Genomic DNA, 24,992 nt, shown 5'->3' with positions numbered 1-24,992 from the left:
CATCGCAGCCGCGCCGTGAACGCACGCAACTCGTCCAGATCCGCTGCAACCAATTCCCCCACAACCAACCTCCCCCAAGGCCGTTCGAAACTTTGTTCGATTCTAGCAACCGAACGCGACCCGAGCAATAGACGCTTTCCGACAGGTCCGTCGAACCGCTCCGGACTTCGTCACCCGCCCCTACGCCTCCTCCGGTGGGTCCGCCAACCTCGATCCCTTTCGCCCGGGTCGGCGCTCACAGTCGGCGCCACGAAGGTTCAGCTAACGAAATCCGATGCCGCACCGACAGAAGCAACAAACGGACCCGATCGTCAGGCGGGGCCGCCGGACCCGAAGGAGTATCCGATGACCCACAGGATCCGCAGGTTCCTCGCCGGAGCGGCCGCATCATCCGCCCTCGCCGCCGCGGTGGTCGCGGTGGCCGCCGCACCCGCCCAGGCCGAACCCTCGGCCGACTGTCACACCGGCACCACGCCCACATCGGGCACCTCGCACTGCACGGCGTACGACGTGCCCGCCGGCAGGACCACGGTCCACGTCGGGACCGTCGAGTGCTTCGGCCTGACGCCACGAGCGATTCCGGGACCCGGAGGTGTCTCGCACATTCCGTGGATTCAGGGCTATCGCCGCGATGGCCTGTGGGTGCCGACGAGGACACCGTCGACCGGATCGTGCGTCGGCGGGATCGGTGCCCCGTGGTGGGAGGCCGGCGTCTCGACGGGCGCCTTCACTACCTGCGGGCTGCAAGAGGGGATCGTCACCTACGTCAGCGTCGGCTGCAATCCGATCCGCCCCCAGTAGTGCACACGACCATCAGCGATCACGGAATGTGGTCGGTGAGGATCTGCTCGCGCAGGATGTCGGCGTGACCGGCGTGCTGGGCGAGTTCACGCAGTACCTGCAGGTACAGCGCCCACACGGTGCGCTCGCCTCGGCCGTCGACTGTGTCGTCGAGCGCCAGACCGGCCATGGTCCGCCGGGATGCGGCACAGCGTTCGGCGTGGGCGTCGAGCACGGATGCGATGGTGTCGGCCCGGGTGAGGGTGAACGACTGGTCGGGGGTCCTCGCGATGCCGATCTCCCGGTACGAGCGACCGGTCACCGCCTGGTCGAACCACACGCCCTCGACGTAGGTGACGTGTTTGACCAATCCGAGCAGCGTCGTCTTCGAGCGCACCAGACGCAGGCGCGCCTGCTCGTCGTCCAGACCGTCGAGACTGCCGCGCAGAGCGGCACGGTGCTCGTCGAGTAGTTCATCCATCCGCCCGCGGAGATCGTCAGTCCACCCCATGCCCGGCATGCTAGTCGCCCCCCAACGCGGCCGACATGTCACATCTGCTGTGCTGGGGCGACAACGACCGCGATGAGTTTCGCGCGCGCATGCAGTCTGTACTGGATGAGAGGTGCTGTGGCGAAGACAGTCCCGGCTCGAAGTACACCCGACCGGCTCGACAGGAAGACGCCTGGAAGAGGAGCGAACCCATGGTCATCGTCGCAGGACACATCACCGTCGCACCCCAGCAGCGCGAGTCCTATCTCGCAGGCTGCGTGAGCGTCGTCGAACAGGCACGCAGCGCAGCAGGCTGCCTCGACTTCGCGATCACCGCCAACCTGGTCGACCCCGGTCGCATCAACGTCTTCGAGCGCTGGGAGTCGCACGCGGCGGTCGAAACCTTCCGCGGCAGCGGTCCGAGCGACGAGCAAGGCGCGGAAATGCTCTCGGCGGCGGTTGCCGAGTACGACGTCGTCGCCGAGGTGCGGCCCCTGTTCGGGGACGGCACAGCGTGAAAGCGCGGAACGGCACGGGCCCCGATGGTCGAAAATGGAACCATGGCAGGGAAAGCGAGCGAGATCGTTCTGAGCAAGCATGAACTTCGTGAGGTCACCGCGTTCGCCGCGGCATGTGCAGAGGTGGTGCTCGCGGTATTCGAGGCCGATCAGCCGCACGACTCGCGGCCCCGCGCCGCGATCACTGCTGCGTGGGAGTTCGCGCGGGGTGGCGAGCGTGGGAAATCTCTGCGCGACACAGCGTGGGCGGCGCTCGAGGCAGCCAAGGGCACGGACACTGCGGCTGCGCGCGACGCAGCGTGGGCTGCGATGTCTGCGGCAGGCGCCGCCTATTTGCATCCGTTGCCCAAGGCCACCCAGGTCAAACACATTCTCGGGGCGGGCGCTCACGCGGCCAGAGCGGCCGAGCTCGTCGCCGGTGACGACCGGACCGTCGGTGCCGGACACGTCGAACAAGCGGTGCATCGTGCGACACCGGTCGTTGTCGACGTGCTCGAACGCTTTCCGGCGGCACCGGGTGGCGGTGGACGGGTCGGCGAGTTGATCCGCATGCTGGACACCGACCTGCGGCGCCGACCGTCGACCCAGCCTCCCTGTGCCGCTACGAATTCGTGAGGTCGCGCCGGCGGAACAGCACGACTCCGACCGCACCCACGACGACGGCGATCACCGCCAGCCAGACCAGCGGAGTGGCCGTCACCTCAGCGGCGGGAACAGGAGGGACGTGTGTGAACGGCGACAGATCGCGGACCGCCTGAGGCAGCCCGAGCAGTGATCCGAGGAATCCGAAGATCAGGCAGCCCGCGAGCGCACCCCAGGAGAGCCCGGCCGCCCAGGCGGGAACGCCGCCGAACGCCAACACCGCCAATGCCGCGACCACCCCGATCGCCGGTACGAAGACGAGGGCGGCCCCCGTGAGGTTCACGACCTTTCCCGGCACGTCGTCGGTCACGAGACCGTACGCGAGACCGGTCGCCGCCCCGGTCAGCGCCTGCAGGACGACGATGCCGACGGTGACCAGGCCGATGTGCGCCAGCATCCACCGCGGACGCGAGACCGCTGTCGCGAGAACGGGTTCGAGTCGCCCCGCCGATTCCTCACCGCGCATCCGCAGTAAAGCCTGTACGGCGTAGCCCGCGACCGCGATCGCCATCATGCCGAAGATGGCGGCGAAGTAGGCGTCGACCATGTTCGTCGTGCCGCCACCGAGCTGTTCCATCATGTCGGCCACCTGCTCGCCCTCGCCGAGGAAGTCGTCGATCTGGTCTGCGATCGCGCCGTACACCACGGCGAGGACGACGATTCCGAATGCCCACCAGAACAGGATCGTCCGTTGCATCCGCCACGCCGATCCGACCGCCGTCGGCAGCGAACGGGATGCGCGGGCGGGGCCCGGGCGGGTCGGCACGAGCCCGGAGCCGATGTCCCGGTGCTCCGTGAGGGCGAAGCCGACCGAGCCGACCGCGAGTGCGAACACGGCGGGCAACGCCAGCACCCACCAGGCGTTGTCGTCGTACGGACGGACCTGCTCGGCCCAGCCGATCGGCGACACCCACGTCGGCCAGCCACTCACCACCCGAGTGCCGTTGTCCGTCACGGTCCCCGTCATGTCCCCCACCGCGCGCAACAGGAATGCCACGCCCAGGGCGGCCCCGGCGAGTCCGTTCGCGGTGCGGGCACTGTCCGTCACCTGCGCCGTCACCGCGGCGATCGCCGCGAACGCGATACCGGCACCGGCGACGGCCGCGCCGAGCGCCACCGACCCGTCCAGTGGCAGACCCGCCGCCACCAGCACCACGACGTTGAGCAGTCCGAGAGCGAGGTTCGCTCCGACCGCGACCACCAGGGCCGCGGTGAGCAGTGCCTTCCGGCCCACCACGGCGGCCTCGACGAGTTCGGCGCGGCCGGTCTCCTCGTTCTGGCGGGTGTGCCGCACGACCAGCAAGGTGGTCATCAGGCCGGCGGCCAGCGACAGGGGCATGACGATCTGACAGGCGAGCACGGCGCCGGCGCTGTACCCCGACACGAGACCGTTGGTGGCCAGCGCGACCGGCGACGCCGCGGTGGCCATCGCGAAACTGCGCAGGTCGGGCTCCGTGGGATACAGGCCGAGCACGCTCGACGCCGAGAATGCCTGCAGCGCTGCGAGAGCGAGCAGCCACACCGGCAATTGGATTCGGTCGCGGCGCAGGGCGAGCCGCACGAGCCGGGCGGTCCCCGCATACTGGCCGCGGCCCGCCGTCGCCGGCGCCGTCACCGTGCTCATGGCGTCCGCGTCCCGGACTCGGCCCGCCGGTGGTTCTCGCCCTCCCGGGCCAGTTCGTCCCCGTAGTGCCGGAGGAACAACTCTTCCAGTGTCGGGGGCGTCGACGTCAACGACGTGATCCCGAACGTCAGCAGATGGCGCAGCACCCCGTCGATCGCGCTGGTGTCCACCTCGCACCGGGTGTGCAGGCCGTCGACTCGCACGTCGTAGACCCCCTCGACGGCGTCGAGTCCGGTCACCGGCCGCTGTGTGTCGGCGGTGATCGACGTGCGCGTGAGGTGACGCAGTTCCGCGAGGGTGCCGGTCTCCACCGTCCGGCCCTCGCGGATGATGCTCACCCGATCGCACAGCGCCTCGACCTCCGCGAGGATGTGACTCGACAGCAGGACCGTCTTCCCCGCGTCGGACATCTCCTCGACGCAGTCCTGGAACACCGACTCCATCAACGGATCCAGCCCGGATGTGGGTTCGTCGAGCACGTACAGTTCGACGTCCGACGCGAACGCGGCAACCAGTGCGACCTTCTGCCGGTTGCCCTTCGAGTACGTGCGCGCCTTCTTCGTCGGATCGAGTTCGAACCGCTCGAGGAGTTCCGCGCGCCGCGGCTCGTCCAGCCCGCCGCGCAACCCCGCGAGGAGGTCGATCGCCTCACCGCCGGTGAGATTGGGCCACAGGTTCACCTCACCGGGAACGTAGGCGAGCCGCCGGTGCAGCGACGCCGAGTCGCGCCACGGGTCACCACCCAGGAGGCGGGCTTTACCCGAATCCGCGCGCAGCAGGCCGAGCAGTACCCGGATGGTTGTCGACTTGCCGGACCCGTTGGGGCCGAGGAATCCGTGCACCTCCCCCGTCCCCACCTCGAGGTCGAGGCCGTCGAGTGCGCGGGTCGGCCCGAACGTCTTGACGAGATTCTCCACCGAGATCGCAGCCATGATGGGGACGCTACGCCGGTTCGCGGGTGGCCACGACGGGTTCCGCGGCCCCGGCCGCGACGGGGCCGGATCAGATCAGACCGAGTTTGCCCGCCTCGTACACGGCCTCCGCACGGCGGCCGACGTCGAGTTTGCGCATGATGTTGCTGACGTGAAACTTCACCGTCGTAGCCGAGATGAACAGCCGCTCACCGATTTTCGCATTCGACAGACCCTTGGCCAGGAGTTGCAGGACCTCGAGTTCACGCTCGGTGAGCCCGTCCCGCGGCGTCGTCTGCCCGTTGAGCGAGCGGATCACGGCCGACGCGCTGCGTGAATCGAACGCGCTCTCACCGCGGGACACGGCGCGGATGGCGCGCACCAGTTCGGTGGTGTCGACGTCCTTGACCACGTATCCGCGGGCGCCGGCGTGGATGGCGCGCACGACGAGTTGCTCGTCGAGAAACGTCGTGAGCACGAGCAGACCCATCGTGCCGTCCGCGGCGGACAGCTGGGCGCACAGTGCCAGCCCCTCGTAATCGGAGGCCGCCGACAGCTTCAGGTCCATCAGCACGACGTCCGGCGCGACGTCTCCGACGACGGCCAGCGCCTCCTGCATGGAGGACGCCTCCCCGACGACCTCGAGATCCGGCTCCCGTTCGAGGACCGAACGCAGACCCTGGCGGAGAATCGCGTGGTCGTCGACGAGCACGAGCTTCACCACCGAGGTGGGGCGGGCGGACCCGGCCTGGTCACGCACCGAGGTTCGTATGGTCATCGGTCCACCTCACTGTCGGAATGTAACGGGATCCGGGCAGCCACCCGGACTCCGCCGATCCTGGCCCGCGCCACTTCGAGAGTGCCGCCCAATTCGGCTGCCCGGGCCTGCATGTTCGCCAACCCGCGGTGGTGGCCGTCGAGGTCGTTGTTCGCCGCCATCCGCAGCATCAGGCGCATCCGCTTGGGGTCTCCGTCTCCGTCGTCGGCGACGGAGAGCAGCACCGAATCTTCCGAATACGTGAGCCGCAGGACGGCGCGCGTCGCGTTGGCGTGGACCGCCGCGTTGAACAGCGCCTCGCCGGCGATCCTCAGCAGCGCGTGTTCCCGGTCGCTGGACAGCTCGGCGGGGGTGCCGCCGACGCGGACGGTGACCGCGAGTTCGTCGGGCATGTGCACCACCCCGAGCTGCTCGAGCATCTCGGGCAGGGACGTCCGGTCGGAGCCGCCGGAGTGATTGAGCGCGTAGATGGCCGAGCGCAACTGCTCCACGGCGCGGCGCGTCAATTCCTTTGCAAGATCGAGCCTCTCGCTGCGTTCGTCGTCCGGGACACCGCTCCGGCACACCTCGATCTGCATCCCCGCCGACAGCACCGCCTGCGTCACGCTGTCGTGGAGTTCGCGCGCGATCCGGTGTCGTTCCTCGTCGAGGACCTGGTGCCGGTGCGCCGCTCCGAGTTGACGCTGGGTGGATTCGAGTTCGGCGTTGCGCACCGCGAGATCGGAGGCGGTACGACGCGCCTCCGAGTATGCGTGCTCGGCCCGCTCGAGCAGCAGCTGGCCCCGCTGGTAGAGCGCCGAATTCTGCAGAGCCACGGCGGTCTGGCTCGCGAGGATGCTGAGGACCGCGCCGTCGGTCGTGTCGAGCGTGCGGTGCTCGGCCGTCCAGGCCGCGAAGGCTCCCACGACGCCACCCTCGAGGACGATCGGCACGAAGGCATGGTGCGCGTCGATGACGGGAGCGCCCCCGGTGCGCGCGGACCTGATGTCGGCCAGACACGTCACGACCTCGTCCGGCAGCGGCGGGCCCTCGACATTGTCGACGAGGAACGGCGTCGCGTCCGGGCCCAGGACGAGCCGGCGTGGGCCGGCATCGGGCAGCATGCCGTCGGCGAGGGCAAACGCGACCCATCGCGCGTCCAGGTGCGCCCGCGCCGCCTCGGCGACCGCGCAGATGAGGGTCTCGGGGCCTTCCACCGTGCGGACGAGGGCACGCGAGATGAGCTCCAGTGCGTGGACGACACGTTCGAGACGTTCTGCGGCGCCACGATATTGGGGGTAGAACGTCGGCTTGCCGGACCGCAGTCCGGTGAGCGTCGACAGGTCCGGGACGTTCATGCGCTCACAGCGCAGTCCGGAACAGCGCCACCATCTGCTCCTGGGTGGCCGTGCGCGGGTTGGTGGACATGCAGGCGTCGCGGAGCGCGAACTCGGCCAGGCGTGACAGGTCGGCTTCGCGAACCCCCAACTGGCCCAGACCTTTCGGAACTCCGACCTCGCGGGCGAGGCGTTCCACCCGGTCCGCGACCGCCAGAGCAGCCTCCGCGGGTGTTCCGCGACGCTCCTCGAGACCGAGAGCAGCGGCGATGGCGACGAACGGGGTGGCGTCGTCGGTGGCGTTGAAACGGATCACGTGCGGGAGAAGGATGCCGTTGATGACTCCGTGCGGCAGGTCGAGCAGTCCCCCGACCTGATGGCTCATCGCGTGGGCGGCACCGAGGATCGCATTGGTGAACGCGAGGCCGGCTTCGAGGCTCGCCTGCGCCATGACGGCGCGCGACTCCATCTCCATCGGCTCCTCGATGGTGCGGACGAGGGTGTCGGTGACCAGCCCGACCGCGCGGAGCGCATGGTGGTCGGTGAGCGGGTTGTGGGCCAGCGACACGAACGCCTCGATACCGTGAGTGAGGGCGTCCAGGCCGGTCGCCGCATTGAGCCACTCCGGCATGGTGGTCAGCAGCCGGGGGTCGATCACGGTCACGTCCGGTACGAGCGCGCGGCCGATGATGGTGATCTTGGTGCCCCGCTTCGTGTCCGTGACGATGCAGAACTGCGACACGTCGGCGCCTGTGCCCGACGTGGACGGCACCATCACCAGCGGCGGGATCGGACTGGTGGCCTGGTCGACTCCCTCGTAGTCGAGGATGTTGCCCCCGTTCGCGGCGAGCACCGCGATGCCCTTCGTCGCGTCGATGACGGAGCCGCCGCCCAGGGCGACGAGGACGTCGCATTCACCCTCGCGATACGCGTCGTGCCCGGCCGCGATCTCGTGGTCCTTGGGGTTGGGCGTCAACGCGCTCCACACGACCGGGGTGAGGCCCTGCTCGCGCAGCTGATCCTGAAGCTCGGTCGCCCAGCCGGCGTCGATCAGACCCGGATCGGTGACGAGCATCGGCCTCGATCCGCCGAGGCGGAGTACCGCGTGCGCGGCCTCGACCATCGATCCGATACCGAACACGATCTCGGGCGCATGGAATTTGACCAGCCTGCCCGGGGCGGTGGTGCGGGTGGACGGATAGGATACGGACAAGTCGACACTCCTCCCGACACCTGCGTGCATGTGATCCAGATTACAAGACTCTGACCTAGACCCTACGGTCCGGGACGAGCTCCCACACCCACCGAAGGACAGGTACGTACCTACCCGATCGGGTAGGTAGACGGGATCTTCACCGCAACGCGTGCCCCAGCTCGGCCGCGCGGGACATCAGCTGGGCGGCATCCCGCGCGACGACGACACGGTCGCAGATCTCGGCGTACTCCGGCATCGCGCACGATGCCTGGTTCCAGTACCGCTCGGGTTCCGGGGTGATCCAGGCCAGCCGGTGCACTTTGCGACGCAGTTCGGCGAATTCGTCGACACCCGGTGGGAGGCCGTTGCACCGCCCGTCGCCGACGACGACCACCGAGGTGCGGGAGTTCACGTCGGTGCCGAACGCGGTCAGCACGTCGGAGAACACCCGGCCGTAGTCGCTGCTCGCCTCCAGATCGATGCGCGGGTCGGCGAGCACCGACGCGAGCGCGTCGTCGTCGGCCCCGGCGAGGAGAGTGTCCGTGACGTCGACGGGCCGGTCCACGAACGCCAGGACCTGGCAGCGGCTCGCCCGGCGATGCATGGCCTGTGCCAGCCGGAGGGTGAAGGCGGTGACGGGTCGCACCGACAGCGACACGTCCGCGAGGATCAGCACCCGCACCCGGTCCGGGCGGGGCGCCTTCACCATGAGGTGGAAGGGTATGCCCTCGGTCCGCAGGCTCGCGCGCACGGTCCGGCGCATGTCGAGCCGGCCCCGCGCCAGTTCGCGCGGGCGGGGGCGTGACGGTCCGCGCATCCGCCGAAGCACCTCGTAGCACGCCTGATTCACTTCGGCACGGGACGTGGCCGACACCGCGCCGCCCGTGGTCCCCGGTGCTTCTGCGGGTCCGGCGGTCAGGTCGCGGGCGTCCGCCAGCGCGCCGACGAAGGCCTCCACCGCCTCCGCCAGCCGGTTCAGCTGGGCCGCGGTGAGTGGTTCGGCCCCATCGGAATCGGCGTAGACCGTGCTCGGGTCGTAGGCGTCGAGCCACGCGAGAATCGACTCCGGATCGTCCCAGGACAACGATCCGACGACGGCACCGCTCGTCGACGACGCCAGGTCACCGACGGCGGTGCTCGCCGCCCGCTCGACCTCCACCGTGTAGGTGACACCGCGTCGTCCGGACTCGGCTTCCGAATCGACGGACAGATCCGCGTCGCTCGACGTCATGCTGACGTCGTCGTCGTCCTTGTGGGGGTTGAAACCCTTCTGCGCTTCGGGGGTGTCGAAGTGGTCGCCCACCTCGGCGGCGCGCTCGTTGTACTCCGCGTACCGGGCGGTCTCCGCGTTGTCCGCCACCTCCAGCGCGGAGGGCAGGCCCTCCGCGAACTCGGTCCGGGACGGGGGACGCGCGTCGGGTGCGGCGTCGGCGACCGATGCGAAGAACACGTCGAAGGCGCGGTCGAAACCCGCCTGCTCGTACGTGTACTTCGCGCACACCGCTCGCAGCGACGCCCTCAGTGTGGGCAGGTCGCGGCCGCCGACCAGGCCGAACACCCGGCGAGCCTCGATGACCTCAGCAGGAGACGCGGCGACGCCGTAGCGGCGCAACACCTTTCCGAAGGACGCCGCGAGCACGTCGAGAAGTTGCGCGGGCAGGGACGGAGAGGGGTCGGGCTGCGGGCGGAGCATCGTCAGCGCCTGCCCTGCCGACCCGCGCCGACGCCGCCCCGGTCGCGGCCACCGTGCCCGCGGAAGACGGCCGTGGTGGTGTTGGCCGGCCGCGATGCGACCGTCACCCGCTCCACCGGCCCGGCCGGAGCGGTTTCGCCGTCGTCCGCCGGGACAGGCTGTTCGCCGGAGAGCCGGGTGCGGACCAGTTCGACGTCGCTGGTGTATTTCAGCAGGGCGGTGAGCAGGATGTCGCGGACCTCGGCCTGCGAACTCACGGCCACTCCCGTCGACTTCAGGACCACCGCCGCCCGGGCCGCATCGATGACCTCCGCGATGGACGGACTCTTGCGGAGCGGCAACTGCCGCAGCGTGCGAGCCAGATCCACCACGTCCGCCGCGACGGCCTCCTCGACCTCGGGGGCCTTGGCCGTCACGATGTCCCGCTCGCGCTGTGGTGTCGGGTAGCCGAGGTGGTAGTGCAGGCAACGACGCTTGAGTGCGGGCGACAGTTCACGAGTGTCGTTGGACGTCAGGATCACCCACGGCGCCGACCGCGCGGTGAACGTCCCCACTTCGGGGATGGTGACCTGTCCCTCCGCGAGAACTTCGAGGAGCAGCGCCTCCATCGACTCCTCGGTGCGGTCCACCTCGTCGACGAGCAGCACCACCGGTTCCGGTGACAGGATCGCCTCGAGCAGCGGGCGGACCGACAGGAACTTCTCCGAATACAATCCGAAATCCTGCGCGGCCAGGAACTGCGACGCCTCGGCGACATCGTCGAACGCGGCCATCTTCTCACCGATGCGGTCGCGCAACATCTGCACGTGCAGAAGCTGTTTCGCGTAGTCCCACTCGTACAGGGCCCGGTTGTCGTCGAGACCTTCGTAGCACTGCAGCCGAACGAGCTTCCGCCCCGACGCCTCGGCCAGCGACTTCGCCAGCTCCGTCTTGCCGACGCCGGCAGGCCCCTCCAGCAGCAGCGGGCGCTCGAGCGCGGTCGCCAGGTGGACGACCACCGCGAACTCGTCGTCGGCGATGTAGTCGACCTCGCGCAACGCCTCCTTCAGTTCCGCGCCGTCGGCGAAGCGGATGTCCTCCGATTCCGGGGCTGTGTGCGGTGCAGTCATGATCGGGGCGTCCGTCCTTCGTCAGCGGTGTGGTGGTGGGAACGCGTCCGGGGCGGGGCCGGGCTGGGGTGAGGCGCCCGCCCCGGACGCGAGTCTTCTGCGGTCGGTCAGTACGCGTTGTTGATCGCGTGATCGACCACGGGGAGCATCGACTCGACCGTCACCTCGCGCGGGTTGCCCGGTGTGCACCAGTCGCCCTGGATGTGCTCGGAGATGGCCCGCACGGTCTTCTCGTCGCCCCGGATGGTGTCACCGCGACCCTCGTACTTCTTGGTGTTCATCTGGTTCTTGTCGTACGAGTCGGTGCGCACCTGACCGAAGTTGTCCGGAATGCCGACGTCCTTCGCCAGGCGGATGGCCGCCTCGACCGCTGCGTCCGCTGCCTGCACCGTGGTGAGGTTGCGGGTGTCCACGCCCAGCGCTCCAGCCAGCTGAGCGTAGCGCTCGTACCGCGACGGCAGGTTGTACTCCCAGACGCGGGGCAGGGCGATGGCGTTGTTCAGGCCGTGGTGGCTGTCGAAGAACGCGCTGACCGCGTGCGAGATGGAGTGCACGATGCCGAGGCCGCCGGAGTTGAATGCCTGGCCGGCGATGTACTGCGCGTTCATCATTCCCTCGCGGGCCTTCAGGTTGCGCGGCTCGAACACGGCCTCCCGCAGGTTCTTCGCGACCAGTTCCACCGAGTACAGCGCGTTGCCGAGCGACGGCGCGAAGTCGAGACGCGACACGTACGGCTCACTGCCGTGCGCGAGAACGTCGAATCCGCAGTACGCCGTGAAGTGCTGGGGGCAGGTGTAGTACAGCAGCGGGTCGTCGATCGCGAGGGTCACGATGGTCGCCTCGTCGAATCCCACCCACTTGTGCGGGTTGTTCATGTCCGACGTGTCGGTGATGACGTACGCCCACGATGTCTCCGAACCCGTACCGGCCGTGGTGGATACGGCGATGTGGGGTGGGTTCTCCTTGTTGGTGGACTTCGCGAATCCCTCGAACTCGTTGATGTTACGGCCGTCGTGCGCGACCACCACCCGGGCGCCCTTGGCGGCGTCGTGACTCGAGCCGCCGCCGACGGAGATGATCGAATCGCACTTCTCCTTCTGGTAGAGCGCGGCGGCTTCCATGACGTTGTAGTCCTTGGGATTGGACTCGACCTTGTCGTAGAGCACGACCTCGACGCCCTGGTACTCGATCTTGCCGACCAGTTCCTCGATGATGCCCGAGCCGCGCAGGCCCGTGGTCATGAGCAGGGTCCTCTTGAATCCGAGGTTCTTCGCCTCGACGCCGATGATGTCGTGGGCGCCCACTCCCATCAGTGCCCGCGGGAACGGGTGGAATTCCTTGATGGGGAAGTCCCAGATCTGGTTGAGCTCGATGGCCATGGCCGTCTCCTCGATTAGTCGATGTCGGATCTGAAGCGTTGCGGAAGGGGACGCACTCGATGTGATCGGCGTCTCACCTGGAATCCACTGTGACCTAGTTCGGGCCCCGGTTACAGGCCTGCGGGGCCGAACCGTCCGACCGCGGCGCACAAACTGCCCGAACGGGCAGGTGCGGCCGGGCCGAGCCGGAGGGGGCGGCACTCGATAGGATGTCCACTTCACGCGGAGTCCACCCGCTAGGCAAAGACTAGAACCTGTTCTATATTTGGAGCAGGCAAGCGAGCGTTCCGGCGCTGCGAAGTACGGAAGGACTGCACACACGATGACGACTGTCGAGGTGCCGCACAGCTCACGATCGGTGGTGCTCACCGTGTCGGGCGTGGTCGAGGAAACCCCCGACTCCCGGTCACTGGTCTTCGACGTCCCGGCAGACCTCGCCGACAAGTTCGCCTACAAGCCGGGCCAGTTCCTCACCCTGCGCATCCCCAGCGACCGCACGGGCTCGGTCGCCCGGTGCTACTCGCTGGCCAGCTCACCGTTCACCGACGACGCCCCCAAGGTGACCGTCAAGCGGACGGCCGAGGGCTACGGGTCCAACTGGCTCTGCGACAACATCGCCGTCGGCGACACCCTCGAGGTCCTCCCCCCGTCGGGAGTGTTCACCCCCAAGTCACTGGACCACGACTTCCTGCTGTTCGCGGCAGGTAGTGGCGTCACGCCGGTGATCTCGATCCTCAAGTCCGCCCTCACCGAGGGGTCCGGCAAGGTCGTGCTCTTCTACGCCAACCGCGACGAGAAGTCGGTCATCTTCGCGGAGGAACTCCGCACGCTCGCGAGCCGGTACCCGTCACGGCTCGTGTCCATCCACTGGCTCGAGACGGTCCAGGGACTGCCGAGCGTCGATCAACTCGCCTCCGCCGTCGCGCCCTACCTGGGGCACGAAGCATTCATGTGCGGACCGGTGCCGTTCATGGACACCATCCACAAGGCGCTCGCCGACGCCGGGATGCCCCGCAGCCAGGTGCACGCCGAAGTGTTCAACTCGCTGGCCGGCGACCCGTTCCGTGACGCCGACGTCGTGGAGGTCACCGACGACGAGGCCGCCGACGCCGCCACCGTGGAGGTGGAACTCGACGGCGAGATCCACAACCTGAGCTGGCCCCGCAAGCAGACCCTCGTCGACATCATGCTGGCCAAGGGAATCGACGTGCCCTACTCCTGCCAGGAGGGCGAGTGCGGGTCCTGCGCGTGCACCGTGCTCGAGGGCAAGGTCGAGATGGAGAACAGCGAAATCCTCGACCCCGAGGACATCGAGAGCGGCTACATCCTGGGCTGCCAGGCCCGGCCGGTCACCGACCACCTCAAGATCGAATTCTGACTCCGCTCACCCGAGCCGGCCGAAGCCGACGACGGCGGAGTCGCTCGTCCAGTCCACGGTGTGGACGCGGATACGGCCGAACTCGTTGCCGCCGACCGTCGTAGCGGTGTCCCCGTCCACCGCGACGACGACATTGGTGTGCTGGCCGACCCAGCTGCTGTTGTCGTAGAGCACCACGTCCCCGACGGTCGGGCGGTATCCGCCCCCGACCTCCTCGAACCGCGACTGCGACTCGTAGTACTCCTGCAACGTGTAGACCCCGGGAATCCGCCAGTGCCCGGAATTCGGATTCGCCAGCGGCAGGCCGGCTTCCCGCATGATCCAGCTGACGAAGTCCGCGCACCAGGGCTCCTCGACCCCTTCGGAGTAGAACGTGCCCGGCCGCTGCCTGTCGTGTTCGGCCTCGAGCAGCCCGACGATCCGTGCCTGCTGCGGCGACAACGCGGATGTGTCGACGGCCGGGAATTCTGCGGTGTCCCACGGTAGATAGCGGTCCGGCGCGAGCCACAACACCCCTCCCGCCACGACGACCATCACAGCGACGACGGCGCCGAGGATCACCCCGGCACGTCGGCGGCGGCGAGTGGGCGCGGGAGCAGTCATGCCACCGAATGTAGCGGGTATCCGGTCACCGCATCGCGCGGTAGCCCGCACGCTCCTCTGCGGTCAGATGCTCGCACGCATACGTCAGGGCGGTGCGGCCCATCGCCGCGGCGTGCCGGTCGAGGAAACCGGTGAGCAGGTCGTGGTCGACCCGCTTGCCGACCTCGCGCAGCATCCAGCCCGTCGCCTTCTGCGTGAGGTCGCGGCGATCACCGAGAACACGCTCCGCGACCTCGAGCGTCGTGGAGGCGTCACCTCGGCGGATGAAACCGAACGTACTGAGCAGCGCGACACGGCGCCGCCAGAGGTCGTCGTCCGCGGCCAGATCGAACACCGGGGCGCGCGGCCGGTCGTACAGCCACGCGCCCAGGATCCGGTCGGCGGACGAGTCCACCAGATCCCAGTTGTTCACCCGTCCCCGCATCACCACGTCGAGGTAGAAGGTCGCGATCTTCTCGCGCAGGGCGTCGTCGTCTGCCTTCGCCGCCCGGTCGAACTGCGTCGCGAGCACCAGCAGCCCCGCCAGTCGATGCTCGTGCACCGGACTGTCGAGGAGCACCGTCACCTCCGGAAGGTCCAGATCGGCGTGCGCACGAACCACGCTGCGCGTCCCGGGAACCCGCACGCCGATGAAGACGTCGCCCTCCCCGTACTCCCCCGGACTGGTCTTGAAGAACCGTGCCAGATTGACGGCGTCGGTCTCGTCCGACAACTCGTCGAGTGCGCGCTTCACGTCGTCCGCGGTGGAAGTCACGAAGGCACTGTCCCACAGGGGGCCGACAGCCGCCGCGACAGCACGGGCAAAAATCACGAAACATACTCTGACCTGCAGTTCGCGTTATCCGACTGCAACGAGCCAGGTATTGATCGGTCGGTCAATCAGGCGTGTACTCGAGGTGGACACAATCCATTTCGAGGAGGCTGGACATGAGATCGTGGAGTCGTATGCAAGATGTGGTGGCGATCGTGATCGGAGCCTTCGCGGCGCTCTCGCCGTTGTGGCTCGACACCAACAACGCCGCGATGTGGTCACTCATCGTGCTCGGTGTACTCGTGGCCCTCTCCGGTCTCGTCCACATGAGCCGCCCGGAGATGACCGTGGCCGAGTACGCGATGGCCGTCTTCGGAGTGCTGTTGTTCCTCTCCCCGTGGGTGATGAACTTCGACGCATTCACGGGCGCGTCGTGGACCGCATGGGTCGTCGGTGTCCTGGCAGTCGTCGTGGCTGTCACGGGGTTGCCGATGATGAGTTCCCGGATGCACGGACACGGAGGTCTGGCGACACATCACTGATCTGTGAACCACAGCACCGAGAACATCGATTGGGGCGGGGCGCAGGCTTACGGCCTGCGCCCCGCCGTTCACGTCCGGAAAGGCCCATGCCAGCACCTCATCTCGGTAAGCCCGGTGGCCTCCAACCGCGGAAAGGCCGGCGGCGGCGCAGCGCGAAGATCGACGGCGACGCCCGGGAACTGATTCTCGACGCCGCCGAATCCCTCATCGCCGTACACGGATTCGATGCCACGTCCACCGCATCGATCGCCTCTGCCGCGCACGTCCCGAAAGGACTGGTGTTCTACTACTTCCCCTCCAAAACCGACATCCTTCTGGCGCTGCTGTCAGAGAGACTGCCCACCGAACCCTTCGGCGACGTGGCCCCCCTGGTGACTCCGGGCGACCCCGCCGCCAGCCTCGTCAACCTCGACAACGCGCTGAATCTGCGCGATCACCACTCGTCGGTGATGCGCGTGATCATCTGGCGCGAGGCCGAGACCCACCCGGACGTCCGTGCACACCTGCGGCGGTTCCGCGACTACCTCAGCGACATCACCGAGCGTCTCCTGCAGGCCAGTTCGCCCTACCCCGTGCAACCCGGGACGCTCCGGGCCTGCGCGACGGCGTGGGTGGCCGCGATGTTCTCCGTGGCGGGCAACGACCGCCTCCACGACCTCGACGACCTGCCGCGACGGCACGGCGAGGAACTCGACAACGTCGCACGCGTCGTGGCGGCCGGGATGGTTCAGCTCGGCTGAGAACGCCCCGCCGACAACAGCTGACCGGCGGGGAACGCCTCGGCGCTCGCGGGCAGCCGCCCGGGCCTGCCGCTGAGGAAGACCTCGACGGTGCCCTCCCCCGCGCTCGGACGGTTCAACGCATCGATACGGCGGAGGGTCTGCGCCGCCACCGCCTCCGCGCTGTCGAACAACCGCACCCCGGCGGGAAGCTGCGCCGCGATCTCGTCGGCCATCAACGGATAGTGGGTGCAGCCCAGCACCACCCCGCCCACGTCGTCGGGTGTGCGCTCCACGGCGGAGGCGATGGCGGCGGTGGCCGCGTCCCGCTCGCCGCGGTCGATCGCCTCGGCGAGACCGTGGCACGCGACACCCACCACGGAACTGCCGTTCCCGAACTTCTCGATCAGATCGGCCTGATACCGGCTCGCCGTGGTCGCCGCGGTCGCCCAGACGGCCACCGACGGACACGCGGCGGCCGCCGGCTTGATCGCCGGAACCGTGCCGACGACCGGAACAGCCGGTCCGACGAACTCCCGGACGTGGTCGAGCGCCGTGACGCTCGCCGTGTTGCACGGCAGCACGATCACCTCGGCTCCGCGGTCGAGGCAGCGCTGCGCGGTCGCGAGAACGCGGTCGATCACCCACTGTTCCGGCTTGGGACCCCACGGAGCCCCGTCCGGATCCAGAGCGAGGATCAGATCCAGTTCCGGTCGCAACTTGCGCAGCCACGCCGACGTCGGCAACATGCCGAGACCCGAGTCGATGAGCGCAACAATCACCCGGAGAATCTATCGCGCCCCCGCCCGGCGGCCTACGCCGACGCGGCCTCGAGGACCTCCCCGATCGGAGTTCCCGCCGCGATCTTGCCCCGCATCTTCATAACGCCCCCCGCCATGCCGGCGCCGACGACACCCGCCAGGATGCCGTCCCGCTCGTAGTAGGCGAGGAACTTGCGGCCGTCGTCCTTGATCACGTGCACCTCGTCGGTGGCCGCCACCGTGCCCAGTGCCTGGATCTTGATGTCGTACTGGTCGCTCCAGAAGTACGGCACCTGAGCGGCGGCGTTCTCGTCGCCGGTCCCGGTCAACGCCCCGGCGAGGATCTTGGCCTGCTCACCGGCATTGCTCCAGTGCTCGACGCGTTTGCGACCGCCCACCTTCAGCTGCCACGCGGCCACGTCGCCGACTGCCCATACGTGCGGGACCGCCGTGCGTCCCACGCCGTCGCACACCACACCGTTGTCCCGTTCGACGCCCGAGCCGTCGAGCCACGCGGTGACCGGCACCGAGCCGACTCCGATCGCCACCACGTCGACGTCCACCTCGCTTCCGTCGCCGAGGACGGCTCCGGTGACGCGGTCCGTGCCCACCAGCGAGGTGAGCCCGACACCGGCACGCAGGTCGACTCCCTCGTCCGTGTGCAGCCGGGCGACGAGTCCGCCGATCTTCTCGCCGAGCACGGACGCGAGCGGTGTCGGCTGCGGCTCCACCACCACCACGTCGAGACCACCGGCCCGCATGCTCGCCGCCAGCTCGCAGCCGATGAAGCCCGCGCCGACGATCAGTGCCCGCTTGGCCTCGGCGAGGTCCGCGCGCAACGCCAGGCTCTCGTCGATGGACCGGAGAACGTGGACGCCCGCGAGCTCGGGCAGACCCGGTATCCGCCGCGGCACGAGGCCGGTGGCGATCACCAGTTCGTCGTAGCCGAGTTCGGTGCCGTCGGCGAGTCTCAGGATGCGGGAACCGGTGTCCACCGAGGCCGCCTCGACCCCCAGACGCAACTGGATGTTCTTCTCGTCGAAGAACTCGCGCGGCTTGAGCGTGGTGTCGCTCTTCTCCCCGCGCATCACTTCCTTCGACAGCGGTGGGCGGTCGTACGGAAGGTGCGGTTCACCGCCGAGAAGCACCAGGTCACCCTCGTATCCGGCCCGCCGGAGTTCCTCGGCTGTGCGCAGACCTGCCAGGCCCGCTCCGACGATCACAATTCTCTGCACTGTCCCCGTACCCGCCCAATCTGCCCCTGCGACGAACATGACCGCCATCACATCTCTGGCACAAGTCATATCAAACGCGCTCCGCACCCGTGAGTACTTGTCAACCGCGGGCGGTTGACAAGTACTCACGGGTCAGAGATCGGCGATGGCCTCCAGCGGCCGGGTGCGGGCGGCCCGGCTCGCCGGCCACAGCGCGGCGAGGACGCCGACCACGCCGGATCCGAGGAGCATCGCTATCACCTGCCCCCACGGCACCGTCACCTGGTCGAGCCCCTGGTCCTTCAGGGTGCTCACGAAACCCCAGCCGAACGCGATGCCGAGCAGCACGCCGACGGCCGCACCGAACACCGCGATCAGCATCGACTCAAGGTAGATCGTGCGACGCATCTGGGACCGCTGCATTCCGACCGCGCGGAGCATGCCGATCTCCCGCCGACGCTCGACCACCGACAGCGCGAGCGTGTTGATGATGCCGAGAATCGCGATCACGACGGCGAGTGCGAGCAATCCGTAGAGGATGGCGAGGAGTGTGTCGATCTGTTGCCCCTGTGTTCCCTTGAACTGTTCGCGGTCCTGCACCTGAACCACGACGAACTGCTTGGTCGCGGATTCGAGGTCGGCGCGCAGCTGCGTCAGATCTGCACCCGGCTTCGCGTCGACGAGGACAGCCAGATCGGGAATGGTCGCGGCGGGCATCACCTGGCGGTACACGTCGTCCGAGACGAGCCAGTCGCCGACCAGCTGGTTGTCCTCGAAGACACCTGTCACCTCGGCGTCGACGACCTTGCCGTCCGCGCTCGTCATCGGGACGGTTGTCCCCAGTGTCCAGCCCTTCTGCGCGGCCGTCGTCTGGGACACGATGAGGTGGTTACCCGTCAGATCGGCGCCGCCCGCGACGAGCTTGTAGTCGAGGACGCCCTCGAGCGGGCCGTCCAGCGACGCGCCCTGCTGCTGCTCGTCGTCGACCTTCACGGACACCGGATGCAGGGCGGCGGCGCTCTGGACGTCGTCGAGGTTCCGCACGGCCCTCGCCGCGCCGCTGGGCACACCGATCTGGTTGGGGCCGGTGAGCACGTAGTCGGCGGACACCCCCGAGTCGACGAGCTGGTTGACGCTGGCCTTCGCGGACGCGCCGAACACGCCGATCACGGACACGAGCATCAGACCGAGCGTCAGCGCGAACGCGGTGGCGGCGGTACGACGCGGATTCCGCACGGCATTGGTGCGGGCCAGGCGCCCGACCGGGCCGAACGGCTTGGCCAGTACCGCTCCGAGCGCCCCGACGATCGGCCGGGACAACGCAGGCGCAGCGAACAGCACGGCCAGGATCAGACCGAGCGCGCCGGCACCGACGACGGCGGCCGCGCCCCCACCCGTGCCGCGCGAACCGATCACGAGTCCCACGACGCCGAGTACCCCGAGGACGGCGCCGGCGACGGTCCGCACGTGCAGCGAGTCACCGGTGGACGCGAATTCCTCCCGCATCGCCGCGACCGGCGGCACCTTGGACGCGCGCCGGGCGGGCGCGTACGCGCTGATCGTCGTCACCAGCACCCCGACCACGAGGGCGATGAGAATCGTGCGCGGCCCCACCTGCAGGGGCCCCTCGGGCAGACCGACGTCGAACGCGTTCAGCAGTCCGCGCAGACCGTAGGCCAGGCCGACGCCGGCGGCGATCCCGATCGCGCTGCCGATCACGCCGACCACGAGGGCCTCGAAGACCACGGAACGGCCCACCTGCTTGCGGCTGGCACCGATCGCGCGGAGCAGCGCCAGTTCGCGCAGGCGCTGGGCCACGATCATCGAGAACGTGTTGTAGATGATGAACGTGCCGACGAGCAGGGCGATCGCACCGAATGCGAGGAGGAAGTAGTTGATGAAGCTCAGCGCCTCCGTCACCTGCGCCTTGGTTTCCTCGCGCACCTCGTCGCCGGTCTGGACCTTCGCGTCGGGAAGGGCCGCGGCGATCTCGTCGCGCAATTCGGTCTGGGACGGACCCGTTCCGGCGACGTCGATGTACTCGACGTGCTTGCCGTCGGTGAACAGTTCGCGGGCCTGCGAGTCGACGAACGTCGCGCCGATGAATCCACCGGTCTCGTTGCCGGTGTCGTAGATGCCGGAGACGGTGACGTCGACCATGCCGCGAGCGGGCACGAGAACCTTGGTGGTGTCGCCGACCGCCAGTTGCGCGCGTTCGGCGGCACTGGCGTTGACGGCCATCTGACCGACCTGGGCCGGCGGGCCGCCCTGAACGTATTCGTCGGGTTCACCGAGCGCCTGACCCGGCGGGAGGTACGACTCGCCGATGCTCGGCGCACCACCCGTCTGGACGGCGGCGCCGTCGGAGTCGATGAGGACGATCTGCCCGCTGACGGCTGGTGCCACCGCGCGCACTCCGTCGAGCGCGGTGATGGTGTCGAGGTCGGCGAGGGGCACTCCGCTGGAGTTGCGCTCCTCGCTCGACACGCGGACGTCGACCCCTTGCGCGGTGTTCTCGAAGATCGAGTCGAACGTCTTCTGGAGTGTGTCGGTGAAGACGAAGGAGCCTGCGACGAACGCGGTGCCGAGCACCACGGACAGCACCGTCAGTGCCAGCCGAACCTTGTGTGCCGCCAGATTGCGCAGCGACACCTTGCGCATCGGAGCGCTGGATGTGGACGCCATGCGGTCAGACCGCCGCGTCGGACGCGAGGGCGTGGGCGGGCTCGTCGAGTCGCTTCATCGTGTCGAGGACCGAATCGGCCGTCGGGTCCCGCAGTTCGTCGACGATCTTGCCGTCGGCGAGGAAGACCACCCGGTCGGCGTAGGCCGCCGCGCGGGGATCGTGCGTGACGATGACGACGGTCTGGTGGAACTCGTCCACCGCCGCCCGCAGGATCGCCAGCACCTCACCCGACGACTTCGAGTCGAGGTTGCCGGTGGGCTCGTCGCCGAAGATGATCTCCGGCTGCCCGGCCAGGGCGCGGGCGCACGCGACCCGCTGCTGCTGACCGCCGGACAACTCGCCGGGGCGATGCTCGAGACGGTCCTGCAGTCCGAGCTTGGTGAGCACGTTCTCGAGCCACGCGGCGTCCGGCTTGCGGCCCGCGATGTCCAGCGGAAGGGTGATGTTCTCCAGTGCCGTCAGCGTCGGCACCAGGTTGAACGCCTGGAACACGAAACCGATGCGGTCGCGTCGCAGCTGCGTCATCTGTTTGTCCGTCAGCGTCGTCAACTCGGTGTCGCCGATCAGGACGGAACCCGAACTGGCCGCGTCGAGACCTGCCAGGCAGTGCATCAGCGTCGACTTACCGGAACCGGACGGTCCCATGATCGCGGTGAACTCACCACGGGCGAACTCGGCGGATACCGCGCTGAGCGCGTGAACCTGGGTGTCGCCGGTGCCGTACGTCTTGGACAGCTCGACAGCACGGGCAGCGACAGCGGGGGCATGCGTGCTCATGATCGCCTTTCGTCATTCCTCTTGTGGCGGTCCGGCCCCGTGGTGACGGGCCGGGACGGTGCACGCGCGGCGCACTCCTCCATCTTGTCGACACCCGCGGCGGCCCGCCATCAGGGACCACCCTGATCTTGGGTCCCCGCGGCCGTGATCTCGGACACGGAGACCCGCGCGGAAACGCCCACGACGGAAGTACCGACCTGGGAGAATTCCGGTATCGCCGGTGCGAAGGAGAGCCTCATGGCCAACGAATCCCCCAAACCCCGGGCTGGATCGCGGTTCGTCGACGCGTTCCTGCAATCACCCTTCGCCGGCCTGGCGCCGTGGATCCTGATGTCGCTGCTGTCCGGTCCCGGGCGGTTCGAGGAATCGGTCGCCACCGCTCTCGGGTTGTCGATTCTGTTCCTGTTCCTCAGCCACCGCCGCGGCGGAACCCTCAAACCCCTCGAAGTGTTCGACATCCTCTATTTCGGCTGCCTCGCCGCCATCGGACTGTTCGCGTCCGACGACCTGATCACGTGGCTGGAGAAGTGGTCGGGCGAGATGTCGAGCCTGGCGCTGGTCGCGTTCGCGTTCGGCTCGCTGCTGCTACGCAGTCCGTTCACCCTGCCGTACGCGAAAGAGACCACGCCCGAGGAATATTGGACCTCGCCGCTGTTCCTCAAGGTCAACCAGCTCATCACGCTGGTGTGGGCGCTGTCCTTCACGGTATCGGCAGCGGCCGGACTGTACGGCGACCTGGTCCTCGACCAGCCGGACAATTTCTGGACGGGCTGGATCATCCCGATCGGAGCGCTGCTGTTCGCGCTGTCCTTCACCGAGTGGTATCCGGACGTGGCGAGCGCGCAGGCGCCGCGGGCGCCCGGAGAACCGGAAGAAGTGGCACCGCCCCTCGTCAAACTGTTCGACTTCCTGCCGCCGTTCGTGGTCGGCGTGGGGATCGCGATGCTCGTCACCGACAACGACCCCGACTGGCTGGGCATCACTCTGATCGTGGTCGGCGCCGTCGGCACCGCCGCGCTGCGACGCGCGGACACACAGAGCCGAAGCAGTTCGGCCGCGTGAGGCAAAACGTCACTGATCGGATCACCGACTATTAGCCTGATGTGACTGACGTCACAGACGAGAGGTGGGCGCATGTCGGACGCCGACAACGAGATCATCTTCGACCGACTCGCGCACTGGGCGCAGGTCCGACCGGATGACGTCGCCGTGCAGTTCCAGGGCACCGAATACACGTGGTCCGGATGGCACGACCGGATCCTGCACATCGCGGGAGCCTTGGCGGAGGGCGGAATCGGGGCGGGCGACACGGTCGCGTTCGTCGACAAGAACCATCTGTCCTGCCTCGAGGTCACCTACGCCGCCTCGCTCCTCGGCGCGGCCGCCGCAGTCCCCAACTGGCGATTGGCCGGTGAGGAACTCGACTACGTGATCAACGATTCCGGGGCGCGGATCCTGTTCGTGGGCAACGAGTTCCTGCAACAGGTCATGGCACTGCGCGACCGGCTGACCGGCATCGAGCAGATCATCACCGTCGGCGGAGAGCACGACGAGTTCGAGCCGTGGCTCGCCGAGGCGTCCGTGCTGTCGTCGCCACCGGAGGTCGGAGCGGATGCGACCGCCCTGATCCTGTACAGCTCGGGAACCACCGGCAGGCCGAAGGGGGTTCAGCTGACCCACCGCAACCTGATCGCCCACAGCGCCGCCGTGCTCGAGATCCTGCCCGCGCGGCACGACGACTGCCTGCTCGTCGCCATGCCGCTGTTCCACGTCGGCGGCAGTTGCTACGCGATCATGGGCGTGCACGCCGGCGCCCGATGCCACTTCACCAGGGAGGCCGACGCCCCGTCCCTGTTCGGCGCGCTCGCGGCGGGTGCGAACATCGCGTTCCTGGTGCCGCCGGTGATCGCCGGAGTGCTGGCCGCGGGCGAGCAGGCCGTGGCCGCGTTCAGCGCGCTGCATCGCATCACGTACGGCGCGGCGCCGATGCCGCTGCCGTTGCTGCGCAGCGCGCTCGCGGCCTGGCCGGAGACGGAGTTCGTCCAGGTCTACGGAATGACCGAGTGCGCGGGTGTCGTCACCGCTCTGCTGCCCGAGGTGCATCGCGACCCGGCGCAGGAGGAGAGGATGGCGTCGGCGGGCCAGCCCATTCCCGGTGTGGAGATGCGCATCGTGGACCCGGCCACCGCCGAGGACGTCGCCCCCGGCGAGACGGGGGAATTGTGGTGGCGTTCGGAACAACGCACGCCCGGGTATCTCGGCAAGCCCGAGGCGACGGCGGAGGCCGTCACCGCCGACGGATGGTTGCGCAGCGGCGACATGGGACGCGCGGACGCCGACGGTTTCGTGTTCATCGAGGACCGGCTGAAGGACATGATCATCACCGGCGGTGAGAACGTGTACTCCCCCGAGATCGAACGGGTGCTCGTCGAGCATCCGGCGGTGGCGGAGGTGGCGGTGATCGGCGTGCCCGACGACCACTGGGGTGAGACGGTCAAGGCTGTCGTGGTGCCGGTGACCGGGACGAGTATCGAACCGGACGAGCTGATCCACTACACCCGCCAGCGTCTGGCGAAGTTCAAGTGCCCGACGACGGTCGACATCGTCGATCTGCTGCCCCGCAACCCCACCGGCAAGATCCTCAAGCGGGAACTCCGCGCGCCGTACTGGAAGGACCGCGCCCACAAACTCGTGTGACCGCCGTCCATACTGGAACCGTGACCGCTCGATGCCCCTGTCTGCTCGGTGAACCGTACGACGAGTGCTGCGGGAGGTATCACCGCGGCGAGACGACGGCGCCCACGGCCGAACGCCTCATGCGATCACGGTTCAGCGCGTTCGCCGTGCTGGATGCCGACTACCTGCTCGCGACGTGGCATCCGAGCACGCGGCCCAGGACTCTCGACCTCGATCCGGAGCAGCGCTGGACCCGCCTCGACATCCTGGGCACGAGCGGCGGCGGACTGCTCGACACCACCGGCACCGTCGAGTTCCGCGCGCACTACGTACTGGACGGCCACCGCGAATCGCTGCACGAGAACAGCCGATTCGTCCGGGAGGACGGCAATTGGCTGTACCTGGACGCGATCGCGACGCCACGCCAGGGGCTTCCTCGTGTCTGATCGG

The 24,992-nt window shown here is 68.5% G+C and carries 24 protein-coding genes; 9 read left to right on the top strand and 15 right to left on the bottom strand.

The annotated features are described in order from the left end of the window. Positions 1 to 345: 345 nt before the first annotated feature. Positions 346 to 801 carry a hypothetical protein gene (locus G9373_RS17210; RefSeq protein ID WP_167115998.1) on the top strand — a complete coding sequence of 152 codons (456 nt, stop codon included), beginning with the start codon at positions 346 to 348 and terminating at the stop codon, positions 799 to 801. A 19-nt stretch (positions 802 to 820) separates the two neighbouring features. Here G9373_RS17210 and G9373_RS17205 read toward each other — a convergent pair whose 3' ends face one another. Then, complete coding sequence (locus G9373_RS17205; protein ID WP_240960578.1) at positions 821 to 1,291, bottom strand: DinB family protein; 471 nt, start codon at positions 1,289 to 1,291, stop codon at positions 821 to 823. A gap of 191 nt (positions 1,292 to 1,482) precedes the next feature. Between G9373_RS17205 and G9373_RS17200 the strand changes: the two genes are divergently transcribed. Then, positions 1,483 to 1,788, top strand: coding sequence for an antibiotic biosynthesis monooxygenase (locus tag G9373_RS17200; protein ID WP_005561192.1), 306 nt, complete (start codon positions 1,483 to 1,485; stop codon positions 1,786 to 1,788). Between the two features lie 42 nt (positions 1,789 to 1,830). Next, positions 1,831 to 2,403 (top strand): putative immunity protein, encoded by a 573-nt coding sequence (locus G9373_RS17195; RefSeq protein ID WP_133986466.1) that lies wholly within the window; start codon positions 1,831 to 1,833, stop codon positions 2,401 to 2,403. Here the strand turns inward: G9373_RS17195 and G9373_RS17190 are convergent. From G9373_RS17190 to mdo, 8 genes are all read right to left on the bottom strand, one after another. Next, positions 2,390 to 4,054 (bottom strand): hypothetical protein, encoded by a 1,665-nt coding sequence (locus G9373_RS17190; RefSeq protein WP_005561195.1) that lies wholly within the window; start codon positions 4,052 to 4,054, stop codon positions 2,390 to 2,392. The genes G9373_RS17195 and G9373_RS17190 overlap by 14 nt on opposite strands. Further along, positions 4,051 to 4,986, bottom strand: a complete 936-nt coding sequence (locus G9373_RS17185; RefSeq protein ID WP_167115995.1) for an ABC transporter ATP-binding protein — start codon at positions 4,984 to 4,986, stop codon at positions 4,051 to 4,053. Before G9373_RS17185 ends, G9373_RS17190 begins: the two co-directional genes overlap by 4 nt. A gap of 70 nt (positions 4,987 to 5,056) precedes the next feature. Then, the gene (locus tag G9373_RS17180) at positions 5,057 to 5,743 is read right to left on the bottom strand and encodes a response regulator transcription factor (RefSeq protein ID WP_167115992.1); all 687 of its coding nucleotides are present in this window, start codon (positions 5,741 to 5,743) and stop codon (positions 5,057 to 5,059) included. Beyond that, a complete protein-coding gene (locus tag G9373_RS17175; RefSeq protein ID WP_005569462.1) occupies positions 5,740 to 7,080 on the bottom strand; it encodes a GAF domain-containing sensor histidine kinase in 1,341 nt (446 codons plus the stop codon). The genes G9373_RS17180 and G9373_RS17175 overlap by 4 nt, the downstream gene beginning before the upstream one ends. A gap of 4 nt (positions 7,081 to 7,084) precedes the next feature. Beyond that, entirely contained in the window at positions 7,085 to 8,272 is a 1,188-nt protein-coding gene (locus G9373_RS17170; protein WP_052024022.1) for an iron-containing alcohol dehydrogenase, read from the bottom strand. 139 nt (positions 8,273 to 8,411) lie between these two features. After that, positions 8,412 to 9,947, bottom strand: a complete 1,536-nt coding sequence (locus G9373_RS17165; protein WP_120659363.1) for a VWA domain-containing protein — start codon at positions 9,945 to 9,947, stop codon at positions 8,412 to 8,414. A gap of 2 nt (positions 9,948 to 9,949) precedes the next feature. After that, on the bottom strand, positions 9,950 to 11,056 hold the full coding sequence (locus G9373_RS17160) for a MoxR family ATPase (RefSeq protein ID WP_167115990.1): 1,107 nt from the start codon (positions 11,054 to 11,056) through the stop codon (positions 9,950 to 9,952). A 107-nt stretch (positions 11,057 to 11,163) separates the two neighbouring features. Next, the gene (mdo, locus tag G9373_RS17155; RefSeq protein WP_005573920.1) at positions 11,164 to 12,435 is read right to left on the bottom strand and encodes an NDMA-dependent methanol dehydrogenase; all 1,272 of its coding nucleotides are present in this window, start codon (positions 12,433 to 12,435) and stop codon (positions 11,164 to 11,166) included. A gap of 322 nt (positions 12,436 to 12,757) precedes the next feature. Between mdo and G9373_RS17150 the strand changes: the two genes are divergently transcribed. Then, positions 12,758 to 13,813: a ferredoxin--NADP reductase gene (locus G9373_RS17150; protein ID WP_005253784.1), complete on the top strand. Its 1,056-nt coding sequence runs from the start codon at positions 12,758 to 12,760 to the stop codon at positions 13,811 to 13,813. Between the two features lie 6 nt (positions 13,814 to 13,819). Here the strand turns inward: G9373_RS17150 and G9373_RS17145 are convergent, their stop codons facing one another. After that, positions 13,820 to 14,416, bottom strand: coding sequence for a CHAP domain-containing protein (locus G9373_RS17145; protein ID WP_039950378.1), 597 nt, complete (start codon positions 14,414 to 14,416; stop codon positions 13,820 to 13,822). Positions 14,417 to 14,441: 25 nt separating this feature from the next. Continuing rightward, positions 14,442 to 15,170 carry a DNA alkylation repair protein gene (locus tag G9373_RS17140; protein ID WP_265147263.1) on the bottom strand — a complete coding sequence of 243 codons (729 nt, stop codon included), beginning with the start codon at positions 15,168 to 15,170 and terminating at the stop codon, positions 14,442 to 14,444. Positions 15,171 to 15,343: 173 nt separating this feature from the next. Here G9373_RS17140 and G9373_RS17135 point away from each other — a divergent pair, with 173 nt between their 5' ends. After that, a complete protein-coding gene (locus tag G9373_RS17135; RefSeq protein WP_025432213.1) occupies positions 15,344 to 15,709 on the top strand; it encodes an SPW repeat protein in 366 nt (121 codons plus the stop codon). Between the two features lie 86 nt (positions 15,710 to 15,795). Further along, positions 15,796 to 16,449: a TetR/AcrR family transcriptional regulator gene (locus G9373_RS17130; RefSeq protein WP_005253780.1), complete on the top strand. Its 654-nt coding sequence runs from the start codon at positions 15,796 to 15,798 to the stop codon at positions 16,447 to 16,449. On the opposite strand, the gene G9373_RS17125 is transcribed toward G9373_RS17130, so the two are convergent. The 4 genes from G9373_RS17125 to G9373_RS17110 form a co-directional block, all read right to left on the bottom strand. Further along, a complete protein-coding gene (locus G9373_RS17125; RefSeq protein WP_005253779.1) occupies positions 16,437 to 17,210 on the bottom strand; it encodes an aspartate/glutamate racemase family protein in 774 nt (257 codons plus the stop codon). The two genes, G9373_RS17130 and G9373_RS17125, sit on opposite strands and share 13 nt — an antisense overlap. Positions 17,211 to 17,242: 32 nt before the next feature. Next, the gene (locus tag G9373_RS17120) at positions 17,243 to 18,472 is read right to left on the bottom strand and encodes an FAD-dependent oxidoreductase (protein ID WP_182624080.1); all 1,230 of its coding nucleotides are present in this window, start codon (positions 18,470 to 18,472) and stop codon (positions 17,243 to 17,245) included. 84 nt (positions 18,473 to 18,556) lie between these two features. Beyond that, entirely contained in the window at positions 18,557 to 21,088 is a 2,532-nt protein-coding gene (locus G9373_RS17115; RefSeq protein WP_054245414.1) for an FtsX-like permease family protein, read from the bottom strand. 4 nt (positions 21,089 to 21,092) lie between these two features. After that, positions 21,093 to 21,866, bottom strand: coding sequence for an ABC transporter ATP-binding protein (locus G9373_RS17110; RefSeq protein ID WP_005253776.1), 774 nt, complete (start codon positions 21,864 to 21,866; stop codon positions 21,093 to 21,095). A 144-nt stretch (positions 21,867 to 22,010) separates the two neighbouring features. Between G9373_RS17110 and G9373_RS17105 the strand changes: the two genes are divergently transcribed. From G9373_RS17105 to G9373_RS17095, 3 genes are all read left to right on the top strand, one after another. Continuing rightward, the gene (locus tag G9373_RS17105; protein WP_133986463.1) at positions 22,011 to 22,928 is read left to right on the top strand and encodes a hypothetical protein; all 918 of its coding nucleotides are present in this window, start codon (positions 22,011 to 22,013) and stop codon (positions 22,926 to 22,928) included. A 72-nt stretch (positions 22,929 to 23,000) separates the two neighbouring features. Beyond that, positions 23,001 to 24,563 carry a long-chain-fatty-acid--CoA ligase gene (locus tag G9373_RS17100; protein ID WP_120659366.1) on the top strand — a complete coding sequence of 521 codons (1,563 nt, stop codon included), beginning with the start codon at positions 23,001 to 23,003 and terminating at the stop codon, positions 24,561 to 24,563. Next, the gene (locus tag G9373_RS17095) at positions 24,560 to 24,988 is read left to right on the top strand and encodes a YchJ family protein (protein ID WP_005573931.1); all 429 of its coding nucleotides are present in this window, start codon (positions 24,560 to 24,562) and stop codon (positions 24,986 to 24,988) included. Before G9373_RS17100 ends, G9373_RS17095 begins: the two co-directional genes overlap by 4 nt. Positions 24,989 to 24,992: the final 4 nt, after the last annotated feature.

Origin of the sequence: Rhodococcus sp. A14, from assembly GCF_011603105.1 — a bacterium.
Classification (GTDB): Bacteria; Actinomycetota; Actinomycetes; order Mycobacteriales; family Mycobacteriaceae; genus Rhodococcus_F; species Rhodococcus_F opacus.
Note: the sequence above shows the minus strand (reverse complement) of the source record. Positions and strands in the feature narration are given on the sequence as shown.

What these genes read in the sequence shown, in the direction of transcription:
- G9373_RS17210 (WP_167115998.1), top strand. Translation starts at nt 346, where the DNA reads ATGACCCACAGGATCCGCAGGTTCCTCGCCGGAGCGGCCGCATCATCC.
- G9373_RS17205 (WP_240960578.1), bottom strand. Translation starts at nt 1,291, where the DNA reads ATGGGGTGGACTGACGATCTCCGCGGGCGGATGGATGAACTACTCGAC.
- G9373_RS17200 (WP_005561192.1), top strand. Translation starts at nt 1,483, where the DNA reads ATGGTCATCGTCGCAGGACACATCACCGTCGCACCCCAGCAGCGCGAG.
- G9373_RS17195 (WP_133986466.1), top strand. Translation starts at nt 1,831, where the DNA reads ATGGCAGGGAAAGCGAGCGAGATCGTTCTGAGCAAGCATGAACTTCGT.
- G9373_RS17190 (WP_005561195.1), bottom strand. Translation starts at nt 4,054, where the DNA reads ATGAGCACGGTGACGGCGCCGGCGACGGCGGGCCGCGGCCAGTATGCG.
- G9373_RS17185 (WP_167115995.1), bottom strand. Translation starts at nt 4,986, where the DNA reads ATGGCTGCGATCTCGGTGGAGAATCTCGTCAAGACGTTCGGGCCGACC.
- G9373_RS17180 (WP_167115992.1), bottom strand. Translation starts at nt 5,743, where the DNA reads ATGACCATACGAACCTCGGTGCGTGACCAGGCCGGGTCCGCCCGCCCC.
- G9373_RS17175 (WP_005569462.1), bottom strand. Translation starts at nt 7,080, where the DNA reads ATGAACGTCCCGGACCTGTCGACGCTCACCGGACTGCGGTCCGGCAAG.
- G9373_RS17165 (WP_120659363.1), bottom strand. Translation starts at nt 9,947, where the DNA reads ATGCTCCGCCCGCAGCCCGACCCCTCTCCGTCCCTGCCCGCGCAACTT.
- G9373_RS17160 (WP_167115990.1), bottom strand. Translation starts at nt 11,056, where the DNA reads ATGACTGCACCGCACACAGCCCCGGAATCGGAGGACATCCGCTTCGCC.
- mdo (WP_005573920.1), bottom strand. Translation starts at nt 12,435, where the DNA reads ATGGCCATCGAGCTCAACCAGATCTGGGACTTCCCCATCAAGGAATTC.
- G9373_RS17150 (WP_005253784.1), top strand. Translation starts at nt 12,758, where the DNA reads ATGACGACTGTCGAGGTGCCGCACAGCTCACGATCGGTGGTGCTCACC.
- G9373_RS17145 (WP_039950378.1), bottom strand. Translation starts at nt 14,416, where the DNA reads ATGACTGCTCCCGCGCCCACTCGCCGCCGCCGACGTGCCGGGGTGATC.
- G9373_RS17135 (WP_025432213.1), top strand. Translation starts at nt 15,344, where the DNA reads ATGAGATCGTGGAGTCGTATGCAAGATGTGGTGGCGATCGTGATCGGA.
- G9373_RS17130 (WP_005253780.1), top strand. Translation starts at nt 15,796, where the DNA reads ATGCCAGCACCTCATCTCGGTAAGCCCGGTGGCCTCCAACCGCGGAAA.
- G9373_RS17120 (WP_182624080.1), bottom strand. Translation starts at nt 18,472, where the DNA reads ATGGCGGTCATGTTCGTCGCAGGGGCAGATTGGGCGGGTACGGGGACA.
- G9373_RS17115 (WP_054245414.1), bottom strand. Translation starts at nt 21,088, where the DNA reads ATGGCGTCCACATCCAGCGCTCCGATGCGCAAGGTGTCGCTGCGCAAT.
- G9373_RS17110 (WP_005253776.1), bottom strand. Translation starts at nt 21,866, where the DNA reads ATGAGCACGCATGCCCCCGCTGTCGCTGCCCGTGCTGTCGAGCTGTCC.
- G9373_RS17100 (WP_120659366.1), top strand. Translation starts at nt 23,001, where the DNA reads ATGTCGGACGCCGACAACGAGATCATCTTCGACCGACTCGCGCACTGG.